The sequence below is a fragment of the Acidiphilium sp. JA12-A1 genome (genome assembly GCF_000724705.2).
Taxonomy (GTDB): Bacteria; Pseudomonadota; Alphaproteobacteria; order Acetobacterales; family Acetobacteraceae; genus Acidiphilium; species Acidiphilium multivorum.
In genome coordinates this window covers 1-25,179 of record NZ_JFHO01000085.1, presented here as the reverse complement: position 1 = coordinate 25,179, position 25,179 = coordinate 1, and the positions used below count along the sequence as shown (strand labels likewise).

Here is a 25,179-nt window from a genome sequence, read left to right as displayed (position 1 = left end):
CTGAACGCGGGTGTCGAGGCGGCGCGGGCCGGCGAGGCGGGGCGCGGTTTCGCCGTGGTCGCCTCCGAGGTGCGCGCGCTGGCGCAGCGTTCGGCCGACGCGGCCAAGGAGATCAAGACGCTGATTTCCGCATCGAACCAGCAGGTGGTCGCGGGGGTCGACCTGGTCGGGCAGACCGGCCGGGCGCTGGAGCGGATCGTTGCCCAGATCGGCGAGATCAACGGCGTCGTCGGCGAAATCGCCGCCTCGGCGCAGGAGCAGTCGACCGGGCTGGTGCAGGTGAATACCGCCGTCGGCCAGATGGACCAGACCACGCAGCAGAATGCCGCCATGGTCGAGGAATCCACCGCCGCCAGCCATAACCTCGCGCAGGAGGCGGAACAGCTTGCCAGCCTCATCGCACGGTTTGATCTCGGTGGCGTCGTGGACACGGCGCCGCGACCGGTGAAGCCGCGCCCTGCCGCGCCCGCAAGGCCGGCGCCGCGTCACGCGCCAAGACCGGCCGTCCTCGCGGCTCTCCCGGCGGCTCCAGGCCGTGCCGACGCCGATGACTGGGAAGATTTCTGAACCACCACCATCCCCGCCATCGGGACGATGGCGGGGGTTTCAGCCGCCGCGCACGCCTTGGGTGTTGACGTAGAGCGCGTAGATGCTCCGGCTCGCCGCCATGAACAGCCGGTTGCGGTGCCGCCCGCCGAAACAGACATTGGCGCAGCGTTCCGGCAAGGCGATGCGGCCGATCGGCGTTCCCTCGGGATCGAAGACCATCACCCCGTCAAGCGCCGGGTCGCCCATGCCCCAGCCGCACCAGAGATTGCCATCGATATCGACGCGGAAGCCGTCCGGCGTGCCGCCTGGGCCGGCATCGATCAGCCGCCGGTTGTTCGCAAGGCGGCTTCCGTCCACCACGTCGAACACGTGAATGGCGCGATGGGGCTCCGATCGCGAGGCGACGACGTAAAGCCGGCTCTCATCCGGCGAGAACGCCAGTCCGTTCGGTCCCGCGATGTCGTCGGCCACCATAGTGACAGTGCCCGTCACCGGGTCGATTCGGTAGATCGCCGGGGCCAGCTCCGCCTCGGCGCGATGCCCCTCATACCACCCGGCAATGCCGAACGGCGGATCGGTGAACCAGATGCTGCCATCGGATTTCACCACGACGTCGTTGGGCGAATTGAGCCGCCGCCCGCCGAATCCGTCCGCCAGCACGGTGATGCTGCCATCGATCTCGGTGCGGATGACACGCCGCCCGCCATGCTCGCAGGTGATCAGCCGGCCCTGCCGGTCGCGGGTGTTGCCGTTGGCATGGCCCGAGGACTGGCGGAACACGCTGACGCTGCCATCGGTCTCATCCCACCGCAGCATCCGGTCGTTCGGAATGTCGCTCCACAGCAGGAAGCGCCCATCGCCGAACCAGACCGGCCCTTCGGCCCAGCGGCATCCCTCGGCCAGCCGCTCGATCGCCGCGTTGAACAGCCGGTAGCGCGCGAAGGACGGCGAGAGCGTGTGGATCGCCGGATCGGGGTAGCACCCGGCCGGCTGCCAGGCGCTCACCGTTCCTTCTCCCGCCCATAGGCGAGCAGCAGCGCGAGGATGACGACGCCATAGGCGATGCTGCGGACATAGTCGGGCATCGAAAGCGCGAGCAGCACCGAGACCAGCACGGTCAGGCTGACCGCGCCGGCGGCGACGCCGAGATAGTTCCCGCGCCCGCCGAGGATGTTCACGCCGCCGATCACCACCGCGGCGATCGAGGTGAACAGGTAGGGATCGCCCAGCCCGAGCGAGGCCTGCCCGCCGAAGCCCACCAGCATGACGCCGCCGAGTGCCGCGAACCCGCCGCACAATGCATAGAGCAGGATCGTCATCCGCCGCGCGTCGATCCCCGCGAGGGTCGCGGCGAGCGGGTTGGTGCCGAGTGCGTAGGTCGCGCGTCCGAAGCGCGTCACGGCGAGGGCGCCGCTCACCAGCGCGGTAATCACCGCCCAGAGCCAGAGCGCGTCGGGAATGCCGAGCAGGGTGCCATGCGCCAGGGTCTGGATCGCCGGCGGCGCGTAGGACGAGCACGACGAGCAGGTGAAGCCGCCGGTCAGCCCGAGGGTCAGCCCCTCGACGATGCCGTTCATGGCGAGAGTCATCACCACCGCGGGAATGCCGAGGAAGGCAACACCGATCCCGTTCGCGGCGCCGACGAGCAGCCCCATGCCGAGGGCAACCACGATCGCCTCCGGCGCGGCGGCGTTCTTGCCGAGCGAGGTGGTGGTGAGCAGGATCGCCGCGGCGTTGAGTACCCAGGGCACCGAAAGATCGATGCCGCCGATCAGGATGACGAAGCACTGCCCCGCCGCTACCAGGCCGACGAAGGAGGCGATCACCAGGATCGAGGAAACGCTGCCGCCGGACAGGAAGCCGGGATGGGCGGCTTCGCCGATCAGGAACAGGGCGATGGCGGCGGCGATCGCATAGAGGATGCGCCGCGTGTCGACGGAGAGCGCGCTCATCGCCGCCGCCTGATCGCGCCGCCGATGGCGCCGCCCAGCACGACCGCGATGATCAGGAACACGCCTTCGTAGAAGGACTGGTAGAGCGGGTTCACGTGACCAAAGAACAGGATGTTGACGATGAGGGTGGTGATGAAGGCGCCGGCGATCGCGCCGATCGCCGAGCCGCGTCCGCCGAACAGCGAAATACCGCCGAGCACGACCGCGACGATCGATGACAGCGTGTAGGAGTTGCCGGTCGTCGCGTCGCCCGCTGTGGCCGAGGCGGCAAGGAACAGCCCGGCCGCAGCGCCCAGCGTGCCGTCGAGCACATAGGCGATGATCTTGGTGCGCAGCACGTTCACGCCCAGCGCCGAGGCCGAGGCCTCGTCATTGCCGATCGCATAGAGATCCACGCCCATGCGCGACCGCCGGAACGCCGCCCAGCCCAGGCCCAGCACCAGGATGTAGACCAGCGCCCACGGCCCGTTGGGGTTGACCAGCAGGTTCGTGTAGGCGGGCGGGATCGCGCCGCCCGGCTCGGGCAGGACGCGGATCGCCAGGCCCTGGAAGATCGACAGGGTCGCCAGGGTGACCACGATCGGCGGCAACCGGCCGAGCGCGACCAGCAATCCGTTCACCAGCCCGCAGGCCGCCCCCGTCATCAGGATGATCGCGGACCAGCCGAGCGCGCTGCCAAGCGTCTTGCCCATCGTCACGGCGGCCATCGCATTGGCGAGATCGACGACACCGCCGACCGAGAGGTCGATTCCGCGGGTCAGCACCACGAAGCTCTGCCCGACTGCGGCAAAGACCAGCGGGATGGCGGAGTTGACGGCCGAGGTCAGCTCGAAATTGCCCGGCAGGCGATGCTGTTCGATCCCGTAGATCAGCGCGAAGCCGAACACCGCGAGGATCAGGATCGCGCAGGCGAGGATCAGCCCGATATTCTGGGCGATCGTGTGGCCGAGGCGGCTTCCGCGCGGCAGCGCGGCGGCCGTGGCGTCAGGCGGCATTGGGCACCTCTTTCTGACCGGATTCACGCATGGCGGCGGCGACGATCGCCTCCGCGGACAGGTCCGCCGCCGCAATCTCGGCGACGAAGGCGCCGCGCCGCATCACCTTCACCCGATGGCAGAGATGGGCGAGTTCCTCGGCATCCGACGAATAGAACAGGATCGCATAGCCCTCGCGCGCGAGCCCGGCGACGAGTTCGTAGATCTCGTGCTTGGTCGCGACATCGACGCCGCGGGTGACGTCGTAGAGCAGCAGGATGCGCGACTGCGTCATCAGCCAGCGGCCGAGCAGCACCTTCTGCTGGTTGCCGCCCGACAGCGCGCCGACGCGCTGCGCCGCCGAGGGCGTCCGCACGGCGAGCCGCCGGATGTTTTCAGCCACCAGCGCGCGCTCCGCCCCCAGCCGCAGAATGCCGAAACGGGAGAGCCGACGCAGGATCGGCAGAGTGAAATTGTCGCGCACGGAGAGCGACAGGAACAGCCCCTCGCTCTTGCGGTCCTCCGGCACGAGCGCGATGCCGGCGCGCATGGCGTCGCGCGACGAGGCGATGCGCACCGGCTTGCCGTCGATCTCGACCCGCCCCTCGCGGAAGCCTGGCGCGCCGAACAGGCCGAAGAACAGGGCGCGATGGCCGTGCCCGGCGAGGCCGCCGATGCCGAGGATCTCACCCGGATGCAGGTCGAGATCGAGCAGCCCGGTCCCCTCGGCCCGCGCGCCGCGCAGCGTGAGGCGCGCCGGCGCCGCCGGCGGGGCGTCGCGCGGCGGAAAGACCGCATCGAGCTTCTGGCCGGTCATCAGCGTGATCGCCTCGTCCTCGGCGATCGAGGTGAAGGTGCCGACATCGGTGCCGTTGCGGAAAATGGTGATTTCGTCGGCGATGCTCGTGATCTCGCCCCAGCGGTGCGAGGTGAAGACGATCGCCGCCCCCTTCTCGCGCAGCGCGCGGATCTGCCCGAACAGCCAGGCCACCTCGCGCTCGACCAGCGCCGAGGTCGGCTCGTCGAGCAGCAGCACCTGCGGCTCGGACATGATGACCCGGGCAATCTCGATGATCTGTCGCTCGGCGAGCGAGATATCGGCGGCAAGGGCGCGGGTGTCGATATGGGTGATCCCGAGTCCGGCGAGTTCCGCCTCGGCGATCGCCGGCATCGCGGCCCGGTCGATCAGGCCGAGCCCGGTGCGCGGTTCGCGGCCGAGCAGCAGGTTTTCCGCCACGGTCATGAAGGGCAGCAGCGTCAGTTCCTGGAACACGGTGCCGACGCGCAGCCCGGCCTCGGCCATTTCCACCGTGCCTTCATCCGGCGGGATGCGGCCGCCGAGAATCTTGATCAGGGTCGACTTGCCGGCGCCGTTCTCGCCCACCAGCGCATGAACTCTGCCGCGTGCGACGGCGATCGAGGCCCTGGTAAGGGCCTTGACGCCGCCGAACGACTTGCTGATGCCACGCGCCGCGATTGCGGGCGCGGTCATGCCTTGGGCAGGTGAACGGTCAGCTTGCCGCCGCAGGGCTTGCCATGCAGCGCGGCATCGACGCAGACCTTCACGACCGCGTCAGGTCCGCTGTCGGTGAAGTCGGCGAAGAAGCTGTCCGGCAGGTTGGGGAACACCGTCACGCCGGGTTTCACCGTCGCGTCGGTCACGAACGGGAACGGAATGGTGATGTCCTTGCGCGGATACTTCTTGTTCAGCACCTGGCGCGCCAGTTCAAGCGCGACGAGCACCAGATAGGGCGGCTGGCCGATCGACAGGCCATCGACCTTGTGGCCCATGTAGCCGACCATGAACTTGCGGAACCCGTTCTCGGCCTCGCCGGCGGTGGGTGGCAGCGGACGGTTGGCGGCGATGAACGCCTTCAGCACGCCGTCGGTTCCGCCCTGGCACCAGATGCCGTCGACCTTGGGCAGCGAGGGCAGCACGGAGGCGGTGTTCTTCTCCGCGGTCGCCGAATCCCAGTCGCCCGCGAAGCGGCTGACCACCTTGATGCCGGGGTGCTTCTTCCACACCGACTCGGCGCCGAGATTGCGCTGCTGGTTCACCGTCGTGCCGGCAACGCCGGTCACCATGATGACGTTGCCCTTGCCGCCGAGCTTCTTCACCAGCCACTCGGCGAGGGTTTCGCCGAACTTGAACTGGTCGGTGTTCACCTTCAGCGCCGCCGGCGTGGTGACGACATTGTCGAAGGAGACGACGAGGATGCCGCGCGCATGCGCCTGCTGGATGATGCCGTTCAGCCCGGTCGGCGAGGCGGCGTCGACCAGGATGGCGTCGGCCCGCTCGGCGATCATGCCGGAAATCTGCTGGCTTTCCTGCGAGACGTTGTTGCCGGAGTTGTAGTAGGAGCCTTCGATCTCGCTCTTGTACGGCTCCATCTGCAGCGCCGCCTTGAAGAGGTTGACCATCTCGATGCGCCACTCGTTGCCGATATACGAGTTCGAGAGCGCGATCTTGAGCTTGCGGCCGTTGGCGAGGCCGAAGCGGGGCAGGGCGGCCAGGCCGAGCCCGCCCGCGAGGCCGGTGATCAGCGTGCGGCGCGTTGCGCCCGTCAGATCGAGGCCGCCGATCGGATCAGCGGTCTGGTTGTCGAATTCCATGAACATCCTCCCTTCATTCTGGACGGTTTATTATCGGTTCGATACAGCACTTCCCGGTGGCTGACAAACGAAATAAAGGTGCAGTTACACTGTCTTGTTGCCGCGGACTGCGACGTAGAGCGCGTAAACCGAACTCGTCGCCGTCATGAACAGGCGGTTGCGGTTCGGTCCGCCGAACACGAGGTTGCTGGTCGCCTCCGGCAGGTCGATCTTGCCGAGCGGCGTGCCGTCCGGCGCGAAGACGGCAACGCCGTTCGCCGTGCCGCAACTCGACCAGACATTGCCGTGCTCGTCGAGCCGGAAGCCATCGGCGAAACCGTTCGGGATTTCCGCGAAGACCCTGCCCGGCCCGAGCCGCGCGCCGTCGATCACGTCATGCACCCGGATGTGATGCGGGCCATCGGGCCGGTGGGTCATGCCGGTATCGGCGACATAGAGTTTCGATTCATCCGGGCTGAACGCGATGCCGTTCGGCCGCTCGTAATCGCTGGCGACGATGCCGAGCGCGCCGCTGGCCGGATCGAAGCGATAGACGTTGCAGGCGCCGATCTCGCTCTCCGCGCGGTGGCCCTCGTAGTCGCTCCAGATGCCGTAATCGGGGTCGGTAAACCAGATCGTGCCGTCCGATTTCACGACGACGTCATTGGGCGAATTGAGCCGCTTGCCCTCGAAACGGTCGACCAGGATGGTCACCGAGCCGTCGTATTCGGTGCGGCTGACACAGCGGCCGCCATGCTCGCAGCTGATCAGCCGCCCCTGGCGGTCGCGGGTATGGCCGTTGGTGTACCGCGCCGGCGCGCGATAGACGTCGACCGTCCCGTTGGTCGTCCAGCGCATCATCCGGTCGTTCGGAATGTCGCTCCACAGCAGGCAGTTCTGCTCGCCGATCCACACCGGCCCTTCCGCCCAGCGGAAGCCCGTGGCGATTTTCTCGATTGCCGCATTGAACAGCAGCATCGAACGAAAGCGTTCGTCATAGACGTGAAAAGCCTCGGACATGGCGGCGCCCTTCCCCCTCTTCGTTGCGGCCGGCTTCTCCGGCCCTTGCCGTCAAACGATAAAAGACAAACGCCGCGAAGACCAGAGGGGGGCGCGGCCCGGTCAGGCCTTGAGCGCAGAGATGAACGCGTCCGCCTTTTCGCGCACCGCGGCGGCGTCATCGCCCGGGCGATAGAGCCCGGAGCCGATGCCGAATCCCATCGCCCCGGCGGCGCGCCAGGGCGCCATCGTCTCCGGCGATACGCCGCCGACCGGCAGCACCGGCAGCGCCGGCGGCAGCACCGCGCGCAGGGCCTTGAGCACCGCCGGGCTCGCCGCCTCGGCCGGAAACAGCTTCAGCCCGTCCGCGCCGGCCCCGATCAGGGCGAAAGCCTCGGCCGGGGTGAAAAAGCCGGGCAGGGCGAGCAGCCCGTGCCGCTTGGCCTCCCGCACGAGATCGGGATCGGCGTGCGGGGTGACCATCAGCCGTCCGCCGGCGCCTGCAAGCCGGGCGATGTCCGCGGCCGTCATCACCGTTCCGGCCCCGATCAGCGCGCGGTCGCCGAAGCGGCGGGCGAGGCGGGCGATGCTCTCGAACGGGTCGGGCGAGTTCAGCGGCACCTCGATGATCCGCAGCCCGGCCCCGACCAGCGCCTCGCCCACCGCCTCCGCCTCGTCCGGCGAAATGCCGCGCAGGATCGCGACCAGCGGGCAGGCGTCGAGATGATCTTTCAGTGTCGCCATGGAATCTGCTCCCCGAGCCGGGCAAGGCCAAGACAGGCGGCATCGCCCGCCCCGGCGTCATGAATTCGCGCCGCGCCGCCGCACAATTCGATCGCGTCGCGGTAAAGGCCGCACAGCGCGGCATCGCCGATCAGCGTCACCTCGGCCGCGCCCGGCGGCAGCGCGTGGCGCACCTCGTGGCCGATCAGCAGGCCCGAGAGATAGGCGCGCGCGGCGGTCTTCGCCACGCCATCGAGCAGCACCCTGGTCCGCACGCCGAAGAGATGGTGCAGCAGCCCGCCCGGCTGGCCCGCCCGGGCAACGCCGTCGGCGAAGGCGGCCGGGTCCGGCGCGCCGGCCTCGATCGTCTGCGCGAGGATCGTCGCCCCGCCGATCGCGGCGAACGCCTCGCCGGTCATGTAGGAGCGGAACCCCTCGATCCGCCCGGCGGCCACCGTGGCCCATTTCGAATGGCTCCCCGGCAGGCAGACGAGCCGGCGCGCGTCGCCGTCCGCGGCGCCGACGATCTGCGTCTCCTCGCCGCGCATCACTTCCGGCACTCCCGCTTCGTCCCGCGCCGCAAGTCCGGGCAGGATGAACACCTCCGCCGCGTCGAACGCCACCGGCCGCGCCGCGGCGGCGATGGCGCCGAACTCCGCCGGACAGTCGAGATACGGCACTTCCTGCCAACCCTGGCGGCTGCCGGCCATGCCGGCGATCAGCACGCGCCGCTCGCCGGCCTCCAGCCAGTCGCCGGCGATGTCGCGCAGCGTGTCGGCGAAGCCGCCCGGCTTCACGCTCAGCGCGCCGCGATCGGCACGCCGCACGTCGCGGACCACGCCATCCTCCGCGATGCGGAAGGCGCGCAGCCGCGTCGTCCCCCAGTCGAGCCCGATCATCGGCGGCCGGTCATCCGCCCGTGCCGCTCAGATCCACCCGGCGTCGACGAAGAAATTGTGGCTGGTCACCATCCGGCTGTCGTCGGCGGCGAGCCAGAGCACCATCCGCGCGACATCGGCGGGCGTCAGCTTCTGCTTGAGGCACTGCTGCTTCATCAGCGTTTCCTCGCCTTCCGGCGTCAGCCATTTCTCGATCTGCCGTTCGGTCATGATCCAGCCCGGCACCACGCAGTTCACGCGGATGTTGTCCGGCCCGAAATCCCGCGCGAGGCTGCGCGTCAGCGCCTCGATGCCGGCCTTGGCGGTCACGTAGGCCGGCATGCCGCCCTGGCCCTTGTGCCAGCTGCTGGAGCCGAAATTGACGATGGCGCCGCCGCCGGCGGCCTTCATCATCGGGATGATCGCCTGGGCGGCGAAGAACTGGTGCCGCAGGTTCACCTGCAGCCGGTCCTCCCAATATTCCACCGTCACGTCCATCGTCGGGTGGCGCTCGTCATGGGCGGCGTTGTTCACCAGCACGGTGAACGGGCCGACCGCTTCCGCCCCTTTCGCGATCGTGGCCTTGAGGGCCTCGATGTCGCGCAGGTCGCACTGGAAGAAATGCGGCGCGGCATGACCCTTCGCCATCACCTGCTCGACCACGCGCTGGCCGCCCGCCGCGTCGATGTCGACGAAGACGATGCGGCTGCCCTGCTCGGCGAAATGCTGGACGACGGAGGCGCCGATGCCACCGCCGCCGCCGGTGATGAACACCGCCCGGTCCTTGAGGCTCGGATAGATTGCGTTGGCGTGTGCGGTCATGATGATCCTTCTTCCGTCGTGATGTATCGTCGCCGGCTCAGGGCGTCAGCGCGCCCTTGCCGCGCGGTATTCGCGCCGCACGATCTCGAGCAGTTCCTCGACCGAGGTGTCGCGCGCCGCCCCCGAGAACGTCACCTCGCCATGCTGCATCAGCATGACGCGATCGGCAATCTCCAGGGTCTGGGCATAGTTGTGCATGATCATGATGATCGAGATGTCGCCGCGGGCGCGCTGGCGCTGGATCAGGTCGATGATCAGCCCGGCCTCGCGCGCGCCCATCGCGGCGAGCGGCTCGTCGAGCAGCAGGATCTTGGCATCGGTATAGACCGCGCGGGCGATCGCGATCGCCTGCCGCTGCCCGCCCGAGAGCATCTCCACCTCCTCGTCGACCGAGGGGATGTTGACGCCGATATCCTCGAGCGCCTCCGCCGCGCGCCGGCGCATCGTCTTGTGATCGAGCATGCCGAGCGGTGTCCTGAGCTCGCGGTTCAGGAACATGTTGTGATAGATCGGCAGCGTGTTGACCAGGGCGAGGTCCTGATACACGCACTCGATGCCGAGGGCCCGCGCATGATCCACCGAGGCGAGATCCACCGCCTCGCCCTGCACGTAGAGCTGGCCGGCGGTCGGCTTGTGAAAGCCGGTGATGATCTTCATCAGGGTCGACTTCCCGGCGCCGTTGTCGCCGAGAATGCCGAGCACCTCGCCGCGCTTCACGTGCAGCGACACGCCCGACAGCGCCGTCACCGCGCCGAACGACTTGACGATGTTCTCGGCCCGCAGCGCGTCCGGCGCCGCTCCGTTCACGGTGGCGCTCATCGCCGTCCTCCCTTGCGCATGCCCTGGACCCGGATATTGGCGACCATCGCGATCAGGATGGCGGCGCCGATGATCATGTCGAAGGTGAAGGCGTTGATGCCGGCGAGGGTGAAGCCGTCCTGCAGCACGCCGAGCACGGTGGCGCCGAGCAGCCCGCCGATGATCGTGCCCGAGCCGCCGGCGAGGCTGGTGCCGCCGATCACGCCCGAGGCGACGGCGAGGAACATCACGTTGGTGCCGCCGGCGAGCGGATCGGTCGAGCCGATGCGGAACGCTTCCAGCAGGCCGGTGATGCCGCCGAGCACGCTGGTGAGCACGAAGTTGCCCACCTTGATCCGCGCGGCGTTGATGCCCGCCTCGGTCGCCCCGGTCAGGTTGCCGCCCACCGCGATCGTGTGCAGCCCCCAGCGCCGGTGGCGCAGCACCATGTGCATGATCACCACGATCAGCAGCGCCCAGAGGAATTCGCTGTAGCCGGCCGCGCCGAAGATGTTGGCGATCGCCGTGCCGCCCGGCGTGTTCACCGGATAGCCGCGCGAGATGGTCAGGGTGAAGCCGTTGATCAGGAACAGCGTGCCGAGCGTGGTGACGAAGGAGGGCACGCGCAGCAGCACCGTGATGCCGCCGTTGATCAGCCCGACCACGGCGGAAACCAGCAGCGCGAGCACGATGCCGACGAACAGGCCGAGCCCCGCCTTCACGCTGAACGCCATGATGAACGGGGCGAGCGCGAAGACCTGGCCGACCGACAGATCGATCTCGCCGCAGATCAGCAGCATGATCTCGCCGCAGGCGATGATGGCGGCCGGGGCAATGAACTGCGACAGCGTCTGCAGGTTCGGGCCGGAGAGGAAATTGTCGTTGCTGATCGCGAAATACGCGAACAGCAGGATGGCGACGACGAGAATGCTCGCCTCGCGCAGCGCGAACAGGCGGGAGCCGTGTCGGCGCAAACTTGTGGACTGGCTCATGCCGTTCCCCTGATCTCAGGCGCCGCCCCGCGCGCAGGCCGGCCTTATGGGTGAAGGGTGGAGGTCCGGCGCGGTGCCGGCCGCATCCCGCGGGACGCCGGCCGCCCGCCGCGCCGGCGCGGCATCAGCCCGCGATCGGCCCGTGGCGCGGCACGATCTGCGCCTTCGACGAGCTGCCCTCGTACCTCGTATGCGTGTCGAGATACGGCTTCACCGCCCCCTTGGTCACGAATTTCAGGCCGGTGTTGATCTCGGCCGGCCCGACCAGTCCGCCGGAGGCGAGGAACATGAACATCTCCATGACCGTGTAGAAGCCCTGCAGGTAGGGCTGCTGGTCGATGGTGAAGTCGAGATCGCCGCTGTTGATCAGGTCGAGCGTCTTCGGCAGCAGGTCGAAGCCGCCGCCATGCACGCCCTTCTTGGCGAGGCCGAACTGCTTCATCACCTCGCCGACGCCCTGGGTCGAGCCGGCATCCACCGCGAACATGCCCTTCACGTGCTGGTGACCGAGATAATAGGCGCGGATCTTCGAGAGTTCCTCGTTCACCGTCGGCCCGGTCGCGATTTCATGATAGGTGATGTTCTTGCCGAGCTTCTTGATCGCGGCCGCGGCGCCGTCGATGCGCGGCTGGATGTTGAGCTGGCCGGGTGTTGCGATGAACAGCGCGACCTCGCCGGAGCCGACGAGCTTCACGATCTTCTCGCCCATCTGGTAGCCGGCGAGGAACAGGTCCTGGCCGATATAGGCGAGGCGCTTGTTCCCCGAGCCGGCGGGCGCGTCGGCATTGTAGGAGAACACGGCGATTCCCGCCTCCAGCGCGCGTTCCGTCGGCTTGTTGAACGCGGTCGGGTCGACCAGCGGCACCGCGATCGCATCGGCCTTGCCGGCGATCGCCGCGTCCATCGCGTTCACCATGTGGGCGACGTTCGAGGTCTGCGATCCGGTCCACTGCCACTCGCAGCCGAGCAGGCGGCAGGCGTCATGGATGCCGTACTGGGTCGGCACGAAGAACGGGTTGGTGGTGACGTGATTGACGAACACGAACTTCCAGCGCTTGTGCGTCGGAAACGGATCCTTGCCGGCGGCCTCGGCGGTGCGGGCCCCCGCGGCGAGCATCGCCGCCGCCGCGCCGAACGTCACCCCCTGCGCAACCGCGCGGCGCGGCAGGCGGGACGCGACAATGTCACTGACCTGATCTTCTATCTTCTTTGTCATCGGCTTCCTCCCTGAGAAGATTGCCGTTTATATCTAGTTGACCCTCAATAAAAACGCAATCAGCGAAATCGTGCCCCCGCGACGCCTCGCGACTTTGTTGGAGGACATCTGAAACATTGCGAATATAAATCGTTTATCCGAACCGGCTTGCCGGGGGTGGTCGGCGTGCGGGGCGCGGACTAACGTCGCCGGACACCACTCATGCGCGGGAGGACGTCGGCATGACAAAGGCAGATTCGGCACAAGGGCAGGCCGCGCGTTTCGCGGGCCGCTTCGCCCTCGTCACCGGCGGGGCGTCCGGCATCGGCCGGGCGATCGCGTTGCGCCTTGCGGCGGAGGGGGCGTCGGTCACCTTCACCCATCTGCCCGGCGACGATGCGGCGGCGGACACGCTCGCCGAACTCCGCCGCGCCGGCCCCGGGGGCAGCCATCACGCCGAGGCGGCGGATGTCGCCGACCGCGCCGCGATGGAGGCGGTCGCGGCGCGCGCCATCGCGCGGGCCGGCCATCTTTCGCTCCTCGTCAACAATGCCGGCATCCAGGTCGAACAGCCGAGCGACGCGCTCGACATGGACCGGTTCGACCGCGTCATCGCGGTCGACCTGCTGGCCGTCGCCCATCTCTCCTCGCGGGTCATCGGCCATATGGCGCAGCGCGGGTCGGGCGCGATCCTGAATATCTCCTCGGTTCACGAAATCGTGCCAAAGCCCGGCTTCCTGTCCTATTCGGCGGCGAAGGGCGGCATCGGCAACCTCACCCGCACGCTCGCTCTCGAATTCGCCGGGCGCGGCGTGCGGGTGAACGCGGTCGGTCCCGGCGCCACGGTCACGCCGATGAACGCCGGCTGGACCGGCGATCCCGAGCGCCGGCGCGTGGTCGAGGCGCACATCCCGATGGGCCGCCCGGCCGAGGCCGAGGAAATCGCCGCGGTCGCCGCCTTCCTGCTGTCGGACGAGGCGAGCTACGTCACCGGCCAGACGCTCTATGCCTGCGGCGGCCTCTCGCTCTACGGCGATTTCGCGCGCAACTGGTCGACCTGACCCGCCCGGCACCGCTCATTGACGCCTCGCGCGCGGTCTCCCGCAACCCGGCGGCTTCGCGCGCACAAGCCTGAAATCGTTTTCCAACTTTTGCTGTTTCCGGCGCGATCTCTGGTCATCGCGGTTCTGGCCGTTGGGCGGAGCAGCAAAAATTTTATTTGAGCCAGCAGAAATTTCTTGATCGCGGCGGCGTGACAACCTAAAACGACCATGAAAACGTTTTCTGTTTCCGGAATCTTTTCACGTCCGAAGACAGGAAGACAAAAACAAGACCGAGGAGGAACGATTGACGGCGCACCCCGCCCTGCCAGCCCGCATCCCTGCATGTCCGTTCGCGGGATCGCCGCGAGTGTCGACGCATCACGCCGGCGGCATCGTGGCGCGCCCATCGCCTTGGCCGCCATCCGGCCGATGACCGGACCCCGCCGGCCGACCGCGCCGGGCCACGCTGAGAAAAAAAGGAGACCAGAATGACCAACAGGAAGAGCTTCACGCAGAAGGCGGCGATCGCGCTGGCCGCGGTCGGCGCGATCGCCGGCTTCGCCGCCACCGCCCAGGCCGCGCCGATCCGCGCCTGCCTCATCACCAAGACCGACTCCAACCCCTATTTCGTCACCATGCGCAAGGGCGCGCTGGCGGAGGCGAAGAAGCTCGGCGTCGATCTCAAGACCTATGCCGGCAAGTACGACGGTGACAACCAGTCCCAGGTCGCCGCCATCGAGAGCTGCATCGCCGATCATGCCAAGGGCATCCTGATCACCCCGTCCGATACCAAGGCGATCGTTCCCACCGTCGAGAAGGCGCGCAAGGCCGGGCTGCTGGTGATCGCGCTGGATACCGCGCTGAGCCCGACCAGCGCCGCCGACATGACCTTCGCCACCGACAATTTCGAGGCCGGCGAGCTGATCGGCCGCTGGGCCCGCAAGCATCTCGGCGCCAAGGCGAAGGACGCGAAGATCGCGATGCTCGACCTGTCGATCTCGCACCCCACCGTCGATGTCGAGCGCGACCACGGCTTCCTCGCCGGCTTCGGTGACAAGATCAAGAATCCGGAAACGTTCAACGTGCCCGACCCGCGCATCGTCGGCCATGTCGAGACCGGCGGATCGGAAGAGGGCGGCCAGAAGGGCATGGAAACGCTGCTCGCCCGCAACCCGAACATCAACCTCGTCTACGCCATCAACGAGCCGGCGGCCTTCGGCGCCTACCAGGCGCTGAAATCGGTCGGCAAGGCGGGCAAGGTCACCATCGTCGCGATCGATGGCAGCTGCACCGGCGTCGACGGCGTGAAGCAGGGCATCATCGCCGCCGACTCGCAGCAATATCCGCTGAAGATGGCGGCCCTCGGCGTCAAGGCGATCGTTACCTTCGCCAAGACGGGCAAGAAGCCGCAGGCCAGCGCCGGCAAGGATTTCTTCAACACCGGCACCAACCTGATCACCGCGCATCCGGTTCCCGGCGTTCCCTCGATCACGCCGGCGCAGGGCGCCAAACTCTGCTGGGGCAACTGAGCCCCTTGCGTGATCCCGGGCGGTGCATGGCGCCGCCCGCCCTCTTCGACTGCCGCGCCGGCGCTCCCGGCGCGGTCATGGAGCAGACGCCATGTCGAGCAACGAGCGCACCGAGATCACCTTCGAGGCGGCCATCGTGACCGCCGGATCGGAGGCGGTCGCCGAATTCAGCCACCGCAAGACGCCGCTGGAGCGGCTGCAGCAGCTGCTGCACGAAACCCCCTGGCTCGCGCCGCTCATCGTGCTGCTGGTCTCCCTGCTCGGCTTCGGCATCCTGGTCGGCCACCGGTTCTTCTCGGCCTATGCGCTGACGCTGATCCTCCAGCAGGTGACCATCACCGGCATCGTCGGTGTCGCCCAGGCGCTCGTCGTGCTCACCGCCGGGATCGATCTTTCGGTCGGCGCCATCATGGTGTTGTCCTCGGTGCTGATGGGCCAGTGTTCCTTCAGTTACGGCCTGCCCGCCGAGGTCTCGATTCTCTGTGGCTTCGCCTTCGGCGCCGCGGTCGGCTGGTGCAACGGCGTGCTGGTCGCCCGCATGAAGCTGCCGCCCTTCATCGTCACCCTCGGCATGTGGCAGATCGTGCTGGCGGCGAACTACCTCTATTCCGGCAACCAGACGATCGGCGCGGCGCAGATCTCGCTGAAGGCGCCGTTGCTGCAGTATCTCGGCAACACCTTCGTGATCGGCGGCGCCAACGGCGCGACCTTCACCTATGGCGTCGTGCTGATGATCGGCCTCGTCCTGCTCTTCGCCTATGTGCTGCGGCACACCGCCTGGGGGCGGCACGTCTACGCCGTGGGCGACGATCCCGATGCCGCGGCCCTGGCGGGGGTGAACGTGCGGCGGATGCTGATCGGCGTCTACACGCTCTCCGGCCTCGTCTGTGCCATCGCCGGCTGGGCGCTGATCGGCCGCATCGGCGCGATCTCGCCGAATTCCGGCCAGTTCGAGAACATCAACAGCATCACCGCGGTGGTGATCGGCGGCATCTCGCTGTTCGGCGGCCGCGGCTCGATCCTCGGCATGATCTTCGGCGCCATGATCGTCGGCGTCTTCACCCTCGGGCTCAACATGTATGGCACCGACCCGCAATGGACCTACCTGATGATCGGCGCGCTGATCATCGTCGCGGTCGCGGTGGACCAGTGGATCAGAAAGGCGGCGGTGTGATGGAACCCGTTCTCAAGGCGCGTGGCCTCGTCAAGCGGTATGGCCGGGTCACGGCGCTCGACCATTGCGATTTCGACCTTCATCCCGGCGAGATCCTCGCCGTCATCGGCGACAACGGCGCCGGCAAGTCCTCGCTGATCAAGGCGCTTTCCGGCGCCATCCAGGTCGACGAGGGCGAGATCCAACTCGAGGGCCGGCCGGTGCGCTTCGCCTCGCCGATCGCCGCCCGCGCCGCCGGCATCGAGACCGTCTACCAGACGCTCGCGATGGCGCCCGGCCTGTCGATCGCCGACAACATGTTCATGGGCCGCGAACTGCGCAAGCCGGGCCTGCTCGGCAAGGTCTTCCGCAAGCTCGACCATGCCGAGATGCAGCGCATCGCCCGCCAGAAACTCTCCGATCTCGGGCTGATGACGATCCAGAACATCAACCAGGCGGTGGAAACCCTCTCCGGCGGCCAGCGCCAGGGCGTCGCCGTCGCCCGCGCCGCCGCCTTCGGCTCCAAGGTCATAATCCTCGACGAGCCGACCGCCGCCCTCGGCGTCAAGGAATCCCGCCGCGTGCTCGAACTCATCCTCGACGTGAAGGCCCGCGGCATCCCCATCATCCTGATCAGCCACAACATGCCGCATGTCTTCGAGGTGGCGGACCGCGTCCACATCCACCGTCTCGGCCGCCGGCTCTGCGTGATCGACCCGAAGACGCATTCGATGTCCGACGCCGTCGCCTACATGACCGGCGCGCGCACGCCCGAGGCGGTGCTCGACCCCGCGGCCTGAACCGGAGATCGGGACGACATATCACAGAATATTCTTGAGCCTGAAAATTATGTGATATATATCCCCGAAACGCGTCGAAAGGTGCCGACCGAGGACGTCCCGATGTATACCCAGGCCCTGAACCAGCCTTCCGAATCCGCGTCCGCCGCGCCCGAGGATACCGACAGGCTCGCCCGCTTCCAGGCGCGGATCGACGCCGATGAACGGATCGAGCCGAACGATTTCATGCCCGCCGCCTACCGGCGCACGCTGACGCGGCAGATCTCCCAGCATGCCCATTCCGAGATCATCGGCATGCAGCCCGAGGGCAACTGGATCACCCGCGCCCCCACGCTGCGCCGCAAGGCCGCCCTGCTCGCCAAGGTGCAGGACGAATGCGGCCACGGACTCTATCTCTACGCCGCGGCCGAAACCCTCGGCGCCACGCGCGAGGAACTGGTCGACCAGCTTCTCGCCGGCCGCGCGAAATACTCCTCGATCTTCAACTACCCGACGCTGAGCTGGGCCGATATCGGCGCGATCGGCTGGCTGGTCGACGGCGCCGCGATCATGAACCAGATCCCGCTCTGCCGCTGTTCCTACGGACCCTACGCGCGCGCCATGATCCGCGTCTGCAAGGAGGAATCCTTCCACCAGCGCCAGGGCTACGAGATCATGCTCACCCTCGCGCGCGGCACGGCGGAGCAGCGCGAGATGGCGCAGGACGCGCTGAACCGCTGGTGGTGGCCGAGCCTGATGATGTTCGGCCCGCCGGATGCCGCCAGCGCCCATTCCGACAGCTCGATGCGCTGGAAGATCAAGCGCTTCTCGAACGACGAACTGCGCCGCAAGTTCGTCGACGCCACGGTGCCGCAGGCGCATGTCCTCGGCCTGTCGATCCCCGATCCCGCGCTGCGCTACGATTCCGCCACCGGCCATTGGGAGCACGGCGCGATCGACTGGGAGGAGTTCCGCCAGGTCATCGCCGGCAACGGCCCGTGCAACCGCGAGCGCCTCGCCGCCCGCCGCCAGGCGCATGAGGATGGCGCCTGGGTGCGCGAGGCCGCGCTCGCCTTCGCCGCCCGCCGCGCCCGCGCGGAAGCCGCCTGAGGACGGGACGATGCCGGAAACGCCGACGCCGCTCTGGGAAGTCTTCATCCGCAGCCGCAACGGCCTCGCCCATCGCCACGCCGGCTCGCTGCACGCGGCCGACGCCACCCTGGCGCTCCAGGCCGCGCGCGATCTCTTCACCCGCCGCGGCGAGGGCCTGTCGATCTGGGTGGTGCCCTCCGCCGCCATCACCGCCTCGGACCCCGCCGAGGCCGGCATGCTGTTCGAGCCCGCCGACTCGAAGATCTACCGCCACCCGACCTTCTACGAGGTGCCCGACGAGGTCGGCCACATGTGACGGCCGGCACGCCGCGCCCGGAGAGCCCGATGTCCACCACCTCCATCACCGTCCGCGAGACCCCGCTGGTCCGTTTCCTGCTCCGCCGGGCGGACGACGCGCTGATCCTCGGCCATCGCCTGTCCGAATGGTGCGGCCGCGCGCCCAGCATGGAGGAGGAGATGGCGCTGGCGAACATCGCGCTCGACCTCATCGGCCAGGCCCGCGCGCTCTACGCCTACGCCGCCGATATCGAGGCGGCCGGCCACGACGAGGACGATTTCGCCTATCTCCGGCCCGAGCGCGCCTTCGGCAACCTGCTGCTGGTCGAACAGCCGAACGGCGATTTCGCGGTCACCATCGCGCGCCAGGTGTTTTTCTCCGCCTTCGCCGATCTCTGGTGGCGGGCGCTCGCCGGCTCGGCCGATCCCACGCTGGCCGCCCTCGCCGCGCGGGCCGAAAAGGAAACCGCCTACCACCTGCGCCACGCGGCGGAATGGCTGATCCGCCTGGGCGACGGCACGGCGGAAAGCCATGCCCGCGCCGCGGCGGCGGTCGAGGCGCTCTGGCCGTTCACCGGCGAGATGTTCGAGGCCGAGCCGGACGAGGCCGCGCTGGTCGAGGCGGGCATCGCCCCCGATCCGGCCGCCCTGCGCGACCCCTGGCGCGCCGCCCTCGCCGAGATCCTCGCCGAGGCCACGCTCGCCCTGCCCGAGTCCGGCTGGATGCAGAAGGGCGGCCGCCAGGGCCGGCATTCCGAGCATCTCGGCCGGCTGCTCGCCGAAATGCAGCATCTCCAGCGCAGCTATCCAGGGGCCTCGTGGTGAGCGCGCCCGAGCCGTCCCTCGCCCGCCTGCGCCGCGTCGCCGGCGCCGTGCCCGATCCCGAACTGCCGGTGCTCACCATCGCCGATCTCGGCATTCTCCGCGATGTCCGCATCGTCGGCGGCACGGCGGAGATCGACATCACGCCGACCTATTCCGGCTGCCCGGCGATGGCCGAGATCGCCGCCGGAATCATCCGCGCCGTCGAGGCCGCCGGTTTCGGCCGGCCGCGCGTGAACACCGTGCTCTCGCCCGCCTGGACGACCGATTTCATGACCGCCGCGGCGCGGCGCGCGCTGCGCGAATACGGCATCGCCCCGCCGCCGGAAGCCGCCGCGCGCCGCCCGCGCTTCGCCGCCTTGCCGCTGCCCTGCCCGCGATGCGGCAGCGCCGAAACCGAGGAGCTCGCCCCCTTCGGCGCCACCGCCTGCAAGGCGCTCTGGCGCTGCCGCGCCTGCCGCGAGCCCTTCGAGCATTTCAAATGCCACTGACCGAACCCGCCGCCGCGCCGAAATTCCACCGCCTCCGCGTGGCCGATCTCCGGCGCGAAACGGCGGACACCGTCTCGCTGTCCTTCGCGGTGCCGCCGGCGCTCGCCGGCGCCTACCGCTTCGCCCCCGGCCAGTATCTCACCCTGCGCGCGACGATCGCGGGCGAGGAACTGCGCCGCTCCTATTCGATCTGCACGGTGCCGGAGGATGGCGAGCTGCGCATCGCGGTCCGGCGCGTCGATGGCGGGCGCTTCTCCACCTGGGTGAACGAGGCGCTGCGGCCGGGCGACCCGGTCGACGTGATGACGCCGACCGGCCGCTTCGGCGCCGCCGCCCTGGCCGAACCCGCCGGCCTGCATGTCGCCTTCTGCGCCGGGTCCGGCATCACCCCGGTGCTGCCGGTCGCCCGCGCCGTGCTGGCCGCCTCGCCCGCGAGCCGGTTTCACTTCTTCTACGGCAACCGCACCGGCGCCGACGCGCTGTTCCGCGCCGAGCTGGCCGCGCTGAAGGACCGCCATCTCGGCCGCGTCTCGGTGCTGCACGTGCTGTCGCGCGAGGAACAGGATCTTCCCGTGCTGAACGGGCGGCTCGACGGCGCGCGCGTGCGCCGCCTGCTGCCCGCCATGGTGCCGCCGGCCGAGATCGCCCATGCCCATGTCTGCGGACCCGCCACGATGATCGACGAGGTCGCCGGCGTCCTCGCCGAATTCGGCCTGCCCCCCGCGCGCCTTCACACCGAGCGTTTCGTCTCCGCCGAAGGCGGCCGCCCGCGCCCGCGCCCGCCGGTCGCGCCCGGCGCCCCGTCCGCCCATCGCGCCGCCATCATCCTCGACGGCAAGCGCCGCGAGGTGCCGGTGGCCGAGGGCGAGACGATCCTCGACGCCGCGCTGCGCGCCGGGCTCGACATGCCCTTCGCCTGCAAGGGCGGCATGTGCTCCACCTGCCGCGCCCGCCTCGCCGATGGCGAGGCCGACATGGCCGTGAACTACGCGCTGGAGCCGTGGGAAACCGCTGCCGGCTTCATCCTCACCTGCCAGTCCCGTCCGCTTACGCCGCGCGTCACCGTCGACTTCGACGCGCTGTAGCGCCGCATCACTTCTGGCCCGCCGCCGTCGCATGCAGGCTGAAGCATTGCCGCCCGCTGGCGTGCCGGCCGAAGACCGGATGCTGGAACCCCGCCTCCTGGCTGGCCCGCTCGTCCAGCGTCGAGAGCGCGAAATGCGCGCAGAGTTCGTAGCTGTCGGTCCCGGTCACGCTGTATTCGAAGGGGATGCCCTCCGGATCGGTCAGCGGCACCGCGCCATAGCCGGGGGATGGCTCCAGCTCCTCGAGCCGCTGCGGCAGCGCGCCATGGCCGCGCCGGTAGGCGGCGATCTCGCCCGACAGTATCCCGAGTTGCAGGCTGCGCATCTGGTCGGCCTGCTGCCGGCGGATATGCTCCGGCGAGCCGATCACGAGAAACCCCGCGATCACCAGCAACAGCGCGGCGAGTCCGAGGCTGCCCGCGAACAGGCTGGCGCCGCCCGGCCTCATGGCGCCGCCGCCTCACGCGCGTCGCGCAGGAAATAGCCGAACATGCCGCCGGCGATCACCGCCACCGTCGCGAGCTTCAGCAGGGTCGCCACCGCCAGTTCGCCGCCCAGCGCGTTGTAGATCAGCGCCATCACGTCGCCGGCCAGCCATAGCGCGGTGATGAACAGCGTGAGGTAGGTCAGCCACTGGCGCGGCCGCGATCCCCGCCGCGCCGGGTCCCGCGCGATCGCCCGGTTGATCCGGCGGAACAGCACGACGAAGACCGGGTAGGCGACCAGGATCGCCGAGATGTTCCACCTGATGTCCCGCAGCAGCGTGGCGCTTACATAAATCCGGCTGCCGATCCGCCGGGGAAAGGCGTGGTCGATCAGGTGAAAGGCGAGGGCGCCCGCATTGTAGGCGGCGGTATAGAGCGCCACGAACACCACCAGGTAGACGAACACCTCGCGCGCCGAGAGATAGGGCTGCGCCCGCGGCACCGGCACCGGAAACGGAACCTCGGCGAAGGCGTGCAGCGCCTCGCCGATATCGGCCTCCTGCCAGCCGGCCGCGCGCAGGGCCGCGGCAATCTCCGCGCGCGCCGCGCCGGCGGCGAGGGCCCGGCGGGTGAAGTCGAGCAGCTGGCGGTCCATGATCCGGCCTCCCGGTTGCGGGACGGCCCCCAGCCTGCCCGCCGGCGCGCGACATGCCGATGATCCCGCTCAAGCCGCGATCATCCGTTCGGCGCAATCGCGCTCGGCCTTTCGGCGAGGGGAGCGCGCAAATGTTCACTTCATACGATCAATTCAATCAATCCAATCAGTATAGAAGATCATCCGCCGAGGCCCCATTAAAGACGCAACGCCGGCGCGCGGGCTCCGCTCCGTCCCCCGGCATTCATCTGGAGGCTTCCATGCTCACCCAAGGCTTCGCCCGTTTCATTCACGCCCGCCGCACCGACCTGCTCGCCATCGTGCGCCAGTTCACGCCGAACTGGTTCGCCGCGACGATGGGCACCGGCATCCTCGCGCTCGACCTCAACCAGCTGCCCGGCCTGCATCGCCCGGCGATGGCGCTCTGGCTGCTGAACATCGCGCTGTTCGCCCTCTTCACCCTGCTCTACGCCGCGCGCTGGCTGCTCTACCCGCGGGAGGCCGCGCGCATCTTCGGCCATTCGGTGATGTCGATGTTCCTCGGCACCATCCCGATGGGCCTCGCCACCATCATCAACGGTTTCATCGCCTTCGGTCTCGCCCCGCTCGGGCCGGAAGCGGTCGGCATCGCCACCGCGCTCTGGTGGGCGGATGTGGCGCTGTCGCTCGTCATCGGCATCGGCGTGCCCTTCCTGATGGTCATCCGCCAGGACCACGCGATCGAGAGGATGACGGCGGTCTGGCTGCTGCCGGTCGTCGCCGCCGAGGTCGCGGCGGCGAGCGGCGCGCAGATCGTCCCGCATCTCGGCAACCCGCATCTCGCCCTGCTGGTCGACATCCTGTCCTACGCCCTCTGGGCCTATTCGGTGCCGGTCGCGCTCGGCATCGTCGCGGTCCTGCTGCTCCGCCTCGTGCTGCACCGCCTGCCGCATCGCGACATGGCGCCCTCGTCCTGGCTCACTTTGGGGCCGATCGGCACCGGCGCGCTCGGCCTGCTCCTGCTCGGCGCCGATGCGCAGGGCGCGCTCGCCCCGCTCGGCCTGCCGGGGCTCGCCGACGCGGCGCGCGGCATCGGCCTGATCGGCGGCGTCATCCTCTGGGGTTACGGCGTCTGGTGGCTCGCCTTCGCGGTGCTCGCAACCCTGCGCTACCTGCGCGGCGGCATTCCGTTCAATCTCGGCTGGTGGGGCTTCACCTTCCCGCTCGGCGTCTACGCCGCCACCACCTTCGCCCTCGCCGGGCAGACCCACCTCGCCCTGTTCCACATCGCCGCCGTGGCGATGACGGCGAGCCTCGCCGCCCTCTGGGTGATCGTCGCGGCGATGACGCTGCGGGGTGCCGCCAGCCGCGCGCTCTTCGCCGCCCCCTGCCTGCTGCGCGGCGCCATTCCGGAGGACGCGCTGACCGCCGACATGGTCTGACCGGGTCCCGGCCGGGACTCGCCATCGCCCGACGCCTCGACTAACGTTGCCGGCGCGCCCCCATCGCCGATGGGGCGCGCCGGTCCCGTATCCGGTTCTTCGTCCGCGTTCTCCGGGGCCCGCCAGCCGCGCCTTTCCATCAAGAATGCCAATACGGGGGACGATTTCATGAAAAAATTCATCAACGCGCCGGAAAACGTGGTGGCCGAGGCGCTGGCCGGCATGGCCGCCGCGCATCCCGATCTGATCCGCGTCCACACCGATCCCGATTTCATCACCCGCGCCGATGCCCCGGTGCGCGGCAAGGTGGCGCTGCTCTCCGGCGGCGGCTCCGGTCACGAGCCGATGCATGGCGGTTTCGTCGGCCGCGGCATGCTCGATGCCGCCTGCCCCGGCGCGGTCTTCACCAGCCCGACGCCGGACCAGATGCTCGCCGCCACCAGGGCGGTCGATGGCGGCGCCGGCGTGCTGCACATCGTGAAGAACTACACCGGCGACGTGCTGAACTTCGAGATGGCCGCCGACCTCGCGAAGGAGGAGGGGCTCGACGTCGCCGCCGTCGTGATCGATGACGATGTGGCGGTGCAGGACAGTCTCTACACCGCCGGCCGCCGCGGCGTCGGCGCCACGATCCTCGCCGAGAAGATCTGCGGCGGTGCCGCCGAGGCCGGCGCCGACCTCGCCAGCGTCGCCGCCCTCTGCCGCGAGGTGAACGGCGCCGCCCGCTCGATGGGCGTCGCGCTCAGCCCCTGCACCGTGCCGCATGCCGGCAAGCCGAGCTTCACCCTCGGCGAGGGCGAGATGGAATACGGCATCGGCATCCATGGCGAGCCCGGCCGCAAGCGCATCCCCATCGAACCGGCCGACCGTGTGGCCGAAATGCTGATGGAACCCATCCTCGCCGACCTGCCGTTCCGCCAAGGCGACAAGGTGCTGCTCTTCGTCAACGGCCTCGGCGGCACGCCGCTGGTCGAGCTCTACATCCTCTACCGCAAGGCCGCGGAGATCGCCCGACGCCACGGGCTGACGGTCGCGCGCTCGCTGGTCGGCCCCTACATGACCAGCCTCGAGATGGCCGGCACCTCGATCACCCTGCTGCGCCTGACCGACGACATGATCCGTCATTGGGACGCGCCGGTCGTCACCCCGGCGCTGCGCTGGGGCGCCTGAGGCGGGCAGGGGGGATTGCGCATGGCCGACCAGCTCGACGTTCCGCTCCTCACCGCCTGGCTCGGCCGCGCCGCCGCCGCGATCGAGGCGCAGCAGGGCTACCTCTCCGATCTCGACGCCGCGATCGGCGATGGCGATCACGGCGCCAACCTCGCCCGCGGCTTCAAGGCCGTCATGGCGAAGCTCGGCACGCCCGCCGATCCGGCGGCGCTGTTCCGCACCGTCGGCATGACGCTGATCGGCACCGTCGGCGGCGCCTCCGGCCCGCTCTACGGCACCCTCTTCGTCGAGATGGCCAAGGCCGCCGCCGGCCGCGCCACGCTCGACGCCGCCGGCTGGCACGCCGCGCTTGCCGCCGGCGTCGCCGGCGTGGTCGCCCGCGGCAAGGCGGCCCCCGGCGACAAGACGATGATCGACGCGCTCACCCCCGCCGTCGCCGCCCTCGAAGCGGCGGCCAGCCTGCCCGAGGCGCTCGTCCGCTCGGCCGCCGCCGCGCGGGAGGGCGCCGAGGCCACCGCCCCGCTGGTCGCCCGCAAGGGCCGCGCCTCCTATCTCGGCGAACGCGCGATCGGCCATGTCGATCCGGGGGCGACCTCGTCGGCGATGCTGCTCGCCGCCCTCGCCGAAGCCGCCGGCTGAGCGGCCCCGGCGCGCGGCGTCATGGCAACCGGCCTCCTGCTCGTCTCGCACAGCGCGGCGCTGGCCCGCGCCACCGCCGAACTCGTCCGGCAAATGACCGGCGA

Annotated in this window: 27 protein-coding genes; 13 read left to right on the top strand and 14 right to left on the bottom strand. The window is 69.3% G+C overall.

The annotated features are described in order from the left end of the window. A partial coding sequence (locus RT91_RS15380) for a methyl-accepting chemotaxis protein (RefSeq protein ID WP_035188197.1) occupies positions 1 to 567 on the top strand: 567 nt, incomplete at its 5' end. A gap of 39 nt (positions 568 to 606) precedes the next feature. Here the strand turns inward: RT91_RS15380 and RT91_RS15375 are convergent. From RT91_RS15375 to RT91_RS15320, 12 genes are all read right to left on the bottom strand, one after another. Next, complete coding sequence (locus RT91_RS15375) at positions 607 to 1,554, bottom strand: SMP-30/gluconolactonase/LRE family protein (protein ID WP_035188195.1); 948 nt, start codon at positions 1,552 to 1,554, stop codon at positions 607 to 609. After that, on the bottom strand, positions 1,551 to 2,501 hold the full coding sequence (locus RT91_RS15370; RefSeq protein WP_007424627.1) for an ABC transporter permease: 951 nt from the start codon (positions 2,499 to 2,501) through the stop codon (positions 1,551 to 1,553). Before RT91_RS15370 ends, RT91_RS15375 begins: the two co-directional genes overlap by 4 nt. Continuing rightward, positions 2,498 to 3,496, bottom strand: a complete 999-nt coding sequence (locus RT91_RS15365) for an ABC transporter permease (protein WP_007424628.1) — start codon at positions 3,494 to 3,496, stop codon at positions 2,498 to 2,500. The genes RT91_RS15370 and RT91_RS15365 overlap by 4 nt, the downstream gene beginning before the upstream one ends. Then, a complete protein-coding gene (locus RT91_RS15360; protein ID WP_013640900.1) occupies positions 3,486 to 4,967 on the bottom strand; it encodes a sugar ABC transporter ATP-binding protein in 1,482 nt (493 codons plus the stop codon). Before RT91_RS15360 ends, RT91_RS15365 begins: the two co-directional genes overlap by 11 nt. Next, the gene (locus RT91_RS15355; protein WP_012040168.1) at positions 4,964 to 6,088 is read right to left on the bottom strand and encodes a sugar ABC transporter substrate-binding protein; all 1,125 of its coding nucleotides are present in this window, start codon (positions 6,086 to 6,088) and stop codon (positions 4,964 to 4,966) included. The genes RT91_RS15360 and RT91_RS15355 overlap by 4 nt, the downstream gene beginning before the upstream one ends. Positions 6,089 to 6,172: 84 nt before the next feature. Beyond that, positions 6,173 to 7,087, bottom strand: coding sequence for an SMP-30/gluconolactonase/LRE family protein (locus RT91_RS15350; protein ID WP_012040169.1), 915 nt, complete (start codon positions 7,085 to 7,087; stop codon positions 6,173 to 6,175). Between the two features lie 102 nt (positions 7,088 to 7,189). Beyond that, entirely contained in the window at positions 7,190 to 7,810 is a 621-nt protein-coding gene (locus RT91_RS15345) for a 2-dehydro-3-deoxy-6-phosphogalactonate aldolase (protein ID WP_007423376.1), read from the bottom strand. After that, a complete protein-coding gene (locus tag RT91_RS15340) occupies positions 7,798 to 8,688 on the bottom strand; it encodes a 2-dehydro-3-deoxygalactonokinase (RefSeq protein WP_035188193.1) in 891 nt (296 codons plus the stop codon). Before RT91_RS15340 ends, RT91_RS15345 begins: the two co-directional genes overlap by 13 nt. Positions 8,689 to 8,715: 27 nt before the next feature. Beyond that, positions 8,716 to 9,489 carry an SDR family NAD(P)-dependent oxidoreductase gene (locus RT91_RS15335; protein ID WP_012040171.1) on the bottom strand — a complete coding sequence of 258 codons (774 nt, stop codon included), beginning with the start codon at positions 9,487 to 9,489 and terminating at the stop codon, positions 8,716 to 8,718. A gap of 45 nt (positions 9,490 to 9,534) precedes the next feature. After that, complete coding sequence (locus RT91_RS15330) at positions 9,535 to 10,308, bottom strand: ATP-binding cassette domain-containing protein (protein ID WP_007423380.1); 774 nt, start codon at positions 10,306 to 10,308, stop codon at positions 9,535 to 9,537. Further along, on the bottom strand, positions 10,305 to 11,279 hold the full coding sequence (locus RT91_RS15325; protein WP_007423379.1) for an ABC transporter permease: 975 nt from the start codon (positions 11,277 to 11,279) through the stop codon (positions 10,305 to 10,307). The genes RT91_RS15330 and RT91_RS15325 overlap by 4 nt, the downstream gene beginning before the upstream one ends. Before the next feature lie 124 nt (positions 11,280 to 11,403). Further along, entirely contained in the window at positions 11,404 to 12,495 is a 1,092-nt protein-coding gene (locus RT91_RS15320; RefSeq protein WP_012040173.1) for a sugar ABC transporter substrate-binding protein, read from the bottom strand. A 221-nt stretch (positions 12,496 to 12,716) separates the two neighbouring features. Between RT91_RS15320 and RT91_RS15315 the strand changes: the two genes are divergently transcribed. From RT91_RS15315 to paaE, 9 genes are all read left to right on the top strand, one after another. Continuing rightward, a complete protein-coding gene (locus RT91_RS15315; RefSeq protein ID WP_035188191.1) occupies positions 12,717 to 13,535 on the top strand; it encodes an SDR family oxidoreductase in 819 nt (272 codons plus the stop codon). 470 nt (positions 13,536 to 14,005) lie between these two features. Beyond that, the gene (locus RT91_RS15310) at positions 14,006 to 15,046 is read left to right on the top strand and encodes a substrate-binding domain-containing protein (protein WP_007423421.1); all 1,041 of its coding nucleotides are present in this window, start codon (positions 14,006 to 14,008) and stop codon (positions 15,044 to 15,046) included. A gap of 91 nt (positions 15,047 to 15,137) precedes the next feature. Next, positions 15,138 to 16,220, top strand: a complete 1,083-nt coding sequence (locus RT91_RS15305) for an ABC transporter permease (RefSeq protein ID WP_007423423.1) — start codon at positions 15,138 to 15,140, stop codon at positions 16,218 to 16,220. Beyond that, positions 16,217 to 16,999 (top strand): ATP-binding cassette domain-containing protein, encoded by a 783-nt coding sequence (locus RT91_RS15300; RefSeq protein WP_007423424.1) that lies wholly within the window; start codon positions 16,217 to 16,219, stop codon positions 16,997 to 16,999. Before RT91_RS15305 ends, RT91_RS15300 begins: the two co-directional genes overlap by 4 nt. A 102-nt stretch (positions 17,000 to 17,101) precedes the next feature. After that, positions 17,102 to 18,088 carry a 1,2-phenylacetyl-CoA epoxidase subunit PaaA gene (paaA, locus tag RT91_RS15295; RefSeq protein ID WP_035188204.1) on the top strand — a complete coding sequence of 329 codons (987 nt, stop codon included), beginning with the start codon at positions 17,102 to 17,104 and terminating at the stop codon, positions 18,086 to 18,088. A 10-nt stretch (positions 18,089 to 18,098) separates the two neighbouring features. Continuing rightward, positions 18,099 to 18,386, top strand: a complete 288-nt coding sequence (gene paaB, locus RT91_RS15290) for a 1,2-phenylacetyl-CoA epoxidase subunit PaaB (RefSeq protein WP_007423426.1) — start codon at positions 18,099 to 18,101, stop codon at positions 18,384 to 18,386. Positions 18,387 to 18,415: 29 nt separating this feature from the next. Continuing rightward, positions 18,416 to 19,192, top strand: a complete 777-nt coding sequence (gene paaC, locus RT91_RS15285) for a 1,2-phenylacetyl-CoA epoxidase subunit PaaC (RefSeq protein ID WP_035188201.1) — start codon at positions 18,416 to 18,418, stop codon at positions 19,190 to 19,192. Continuing rightward, complete coding sequence (gene paaD / locus RT91_RS15280) at positions 19,189 to 19,680, top strand: 1,2-phenylacetyl-CoA epoxidase subunit PaaD (RefSeq protein WP_012040178.1); 492 nt, start codon at positions 19,189 to 19,191, stop codon at positions 19,678 to 19,680. The genes paaC and paaD overlap by 4 nt, the downstream gene beginning before the upstream one ends. Continuing rightward, positions 19,671 to 20,765, top strand: coding sequence for a 1,2-phenylacetyl-CoA epoxidase subunit PaaE (gene paaE, locus RT91_RS15275; protein ID WP_013640907.1), 1,095 nt, complete (start codon positions 19,671 to 19,673; stop codon positions 20,763 to 20,765). Before paaD ends, paaE begins: the two co-directional genes overlap by 10 nt. Before the next feature lie 7 nt (positions 20,766 to 20,772). Here the strand turns inward: paaE and RT91_RS15270 are convergent, their stop codons facing one another. Next, positions 20,773 to 21,213, bottom strand: coding sequence for a hypothetical protein (locus RT91_RS15270; protein WP_007423913.1), 441 nt, complete (start codon positions 21,211 to 21,213; stop codon positions 20,773 to 20,775). After that, complete coding sequence (locus RT91_RS15265) at positions 21,210 to 21,845, bottom strand: DUF5671 domain-containing protein (protein ID WP_035188187.1); 636 nt, start codon at positions 21,843 to 21,845, stop codon at positions 21,210 to 21,212. The genes RT91_RS15270 and RT91_RS15265 overlap by 4 nt, the downstream gene beginning before the upstream one ends. A 260-nt stretch (positions 21,846 to 22,105) precedes the next feature. On the opposite strand from RT91_RS15265, the gene RT91_RS15260 reads away from it, so the two are divergent. The 3 genes from RT91_RS15260 (at position 22,106) to dhaL (ending at position 25,075) form a co-directional block, all read left to right on the top strand. Next, positions 22,106 to 23,266, top strand: coding sequence for a TDT family transporter (locus RT91_RS15260; protein ID WP_035188184.1), 1,161 nt, complete (start codon positions 22,106 to 22,108; stop codon positions 23,264 to 23,266). 168 nt (positions 23,267 to 23,434) lie between these two features. After that, entirely contained in the window at positions 23,435 to 24,436 is a 1,002-nt protein-coding gene (gene dhaK / locus RT91_RS15255) for a dihydroxyacetone kinase subunit DhaK (protein WP_012040181.1), read from the top strand. Positions 24,437 to 24,457: 21 nt separating this feature from the next. Beyond that, positions 24,458 to 25,075, top strand: coding sequence for a dihydroxyacetone kinase subunit DhaL (gene dhaL, locus RT91_RS15250; protein ID WP_035188182.1), 618 nt, complete (start codon positions 24,458 to 24,460; stop codon positions 25,073 to 25,075). The last annotated feature ends 104 nt before the right edge of the window (positions 25,076 to 25,179 follow it).

Coding starts and splice junctions, on each gene's coding strand:
- paaA (WP_035188204.1), top strand. CDS start 17,102: ATGTATACCCAGGCCCTGAACCAGCCTTCCGAATCCGCGTCCGCCGCG.
- RT91_RS15335 (WP_012040171.1), bottom strand. CDS start 9,489: ATGACCGCACACGCCAACGCAATCTATCCGAGCCTCAAGGACCGGGCG.
- paaC (WP_035188201.1), top strand. CDS start 18,416: ATGTCCACCACCTCCATCACCGTCCGCGAGACCCCGCTGGTCCGTTTC.
- dhaL (WP_035188182.1), top strand. CDS start 24,458: ATGGCCGACCAGCTCGACGTTCCGCTCCTCACCGCCTGGCTCGGCCGC.
- RT91_RS15365 (WP_007424628.1), bottom strand. CDS start 3,496: ATGCCGCCTGACGCCACGGCCGCCGCGCTGCCGCGCGGAAGCCGCCTC.
- RT91_RS15320 (WP_012040173.1), bottom strand. CDS start 12,495: ATGACAAAGAAGATAGAAGATCAGGTCAGTGACATTGTCGCGTCCCGC.
- RT91_RS15270 (WP_007423913.1), bottom strand. CDS start 21,213: ATGAGGCCGGGCGGCGCCAGCCTGTTCGCGGGCAGCCTCGGACTCGCC.
- RT91_RS15370 (WP_007424627.1), bottom strand. CDS start 2,501: ATGAGCGCGCTCTCCGTCGACACGCGGCGCATCCTCTATGCGATCGCC.
- RT91_RS15360 (WP_013640900.1), bottom strand. CDS start 4,967: ATGACCGCGCCCGCAATCGCGGCGCGTGGCATCAGCAAGTCGTTCGGC.
- RT91_RS15325 (WP_007423379.1), bottom strand. CDS start 11,279: ATGAGCCAGTCCACAAGTTTGCGCCGACACGGCTCCCGCCTGTTCGCG.
- RT91_RS15265 (WP_035188187.1), bottom strand. CDS start 21,845: ATGGACCGCCAGCTGCTCGACTTCACCCGCCGGGCCCTCGCCGCCGGC.
- RT91_RS15310 (WP_007423421.1), top strand. CDS start 14,006: ATGACCAACAGGAAGAGCTTCACGCAGAAGGCGGCGATCGCGCTGGCC.
- RT91_RS15260 (WP_035188184.1), top strand. CDS start 22,106: ATGCTCACCCAAGGCTTCGCCCGTTTCATTCACGCCCGCCGCACCGAC.
- dhaK (WP_012040181.1), top strand. CDS start 23,435: ATGAAAAAATTCATCAACGCGCCGGAAAACGTGGTGGCCGAGGCGCTG.
- RT91_RS15340 (WP_035188193.1), bottom strand. CDS start 8,688: ATGATCGGGCTCGACTGGGGGACGACGCGGCTGCGCGCCTTCCGCATC.
- RT91_RS15305 (WP_007423423.1), top strand. CDS start 15,138: ATGTCGAGCAACGAGCGCACCGAGATCACCTTCGAGGCGGCCATCGTG.
- RT91_RS15330 (WP_007423380.1), bottom strand. CDS start 10,308: ATGAGCGCCACCGTGAACGGAGCGGCGCCGGACGCGCTGCGGGCCGAG.
- RT91_RS15350 (WP_012040169.1), bottom strand. CDS start 7,087: ATGTCCGAGGCTTTTCACGTCTATGACGAACGCTTTCGTTCGATGCTG.
- RT91_RS15355 (WP_012040168.1), bottom strand. CDS start 6,088: ATGGAATTCGACAACCAGACCGCTGATCCGATCGGCGGCCTCGATCTG.
- RT91_RS15315 (WP_035188191.1), top strand. CDS start 12,717: ATGACAAAGGCAGATTCGGCACAAGGGCAGGCCGCGCGTTTCGCGGGC.
- paaB (WP_007423426.1), top strand. CDS start 18,099: ATGCCGGAAACGCCGACGCCGCTCTGGGAAGTCTTCATCCGCAGCCGC.
- RT91_RS15345 (WP_007423376.1), bottom strand. CDS start 7,810: ATGGCGACACTGAAAGATCATCTCGACGCCTGCCCGCTGGTCGCGATC.
- paaE (WP_013640907.1), top strand. CDS start 19,671: ATGCCACTGACCGAACCCGCCGCCGCGCCGAAATTCCACCGCCTCCGC.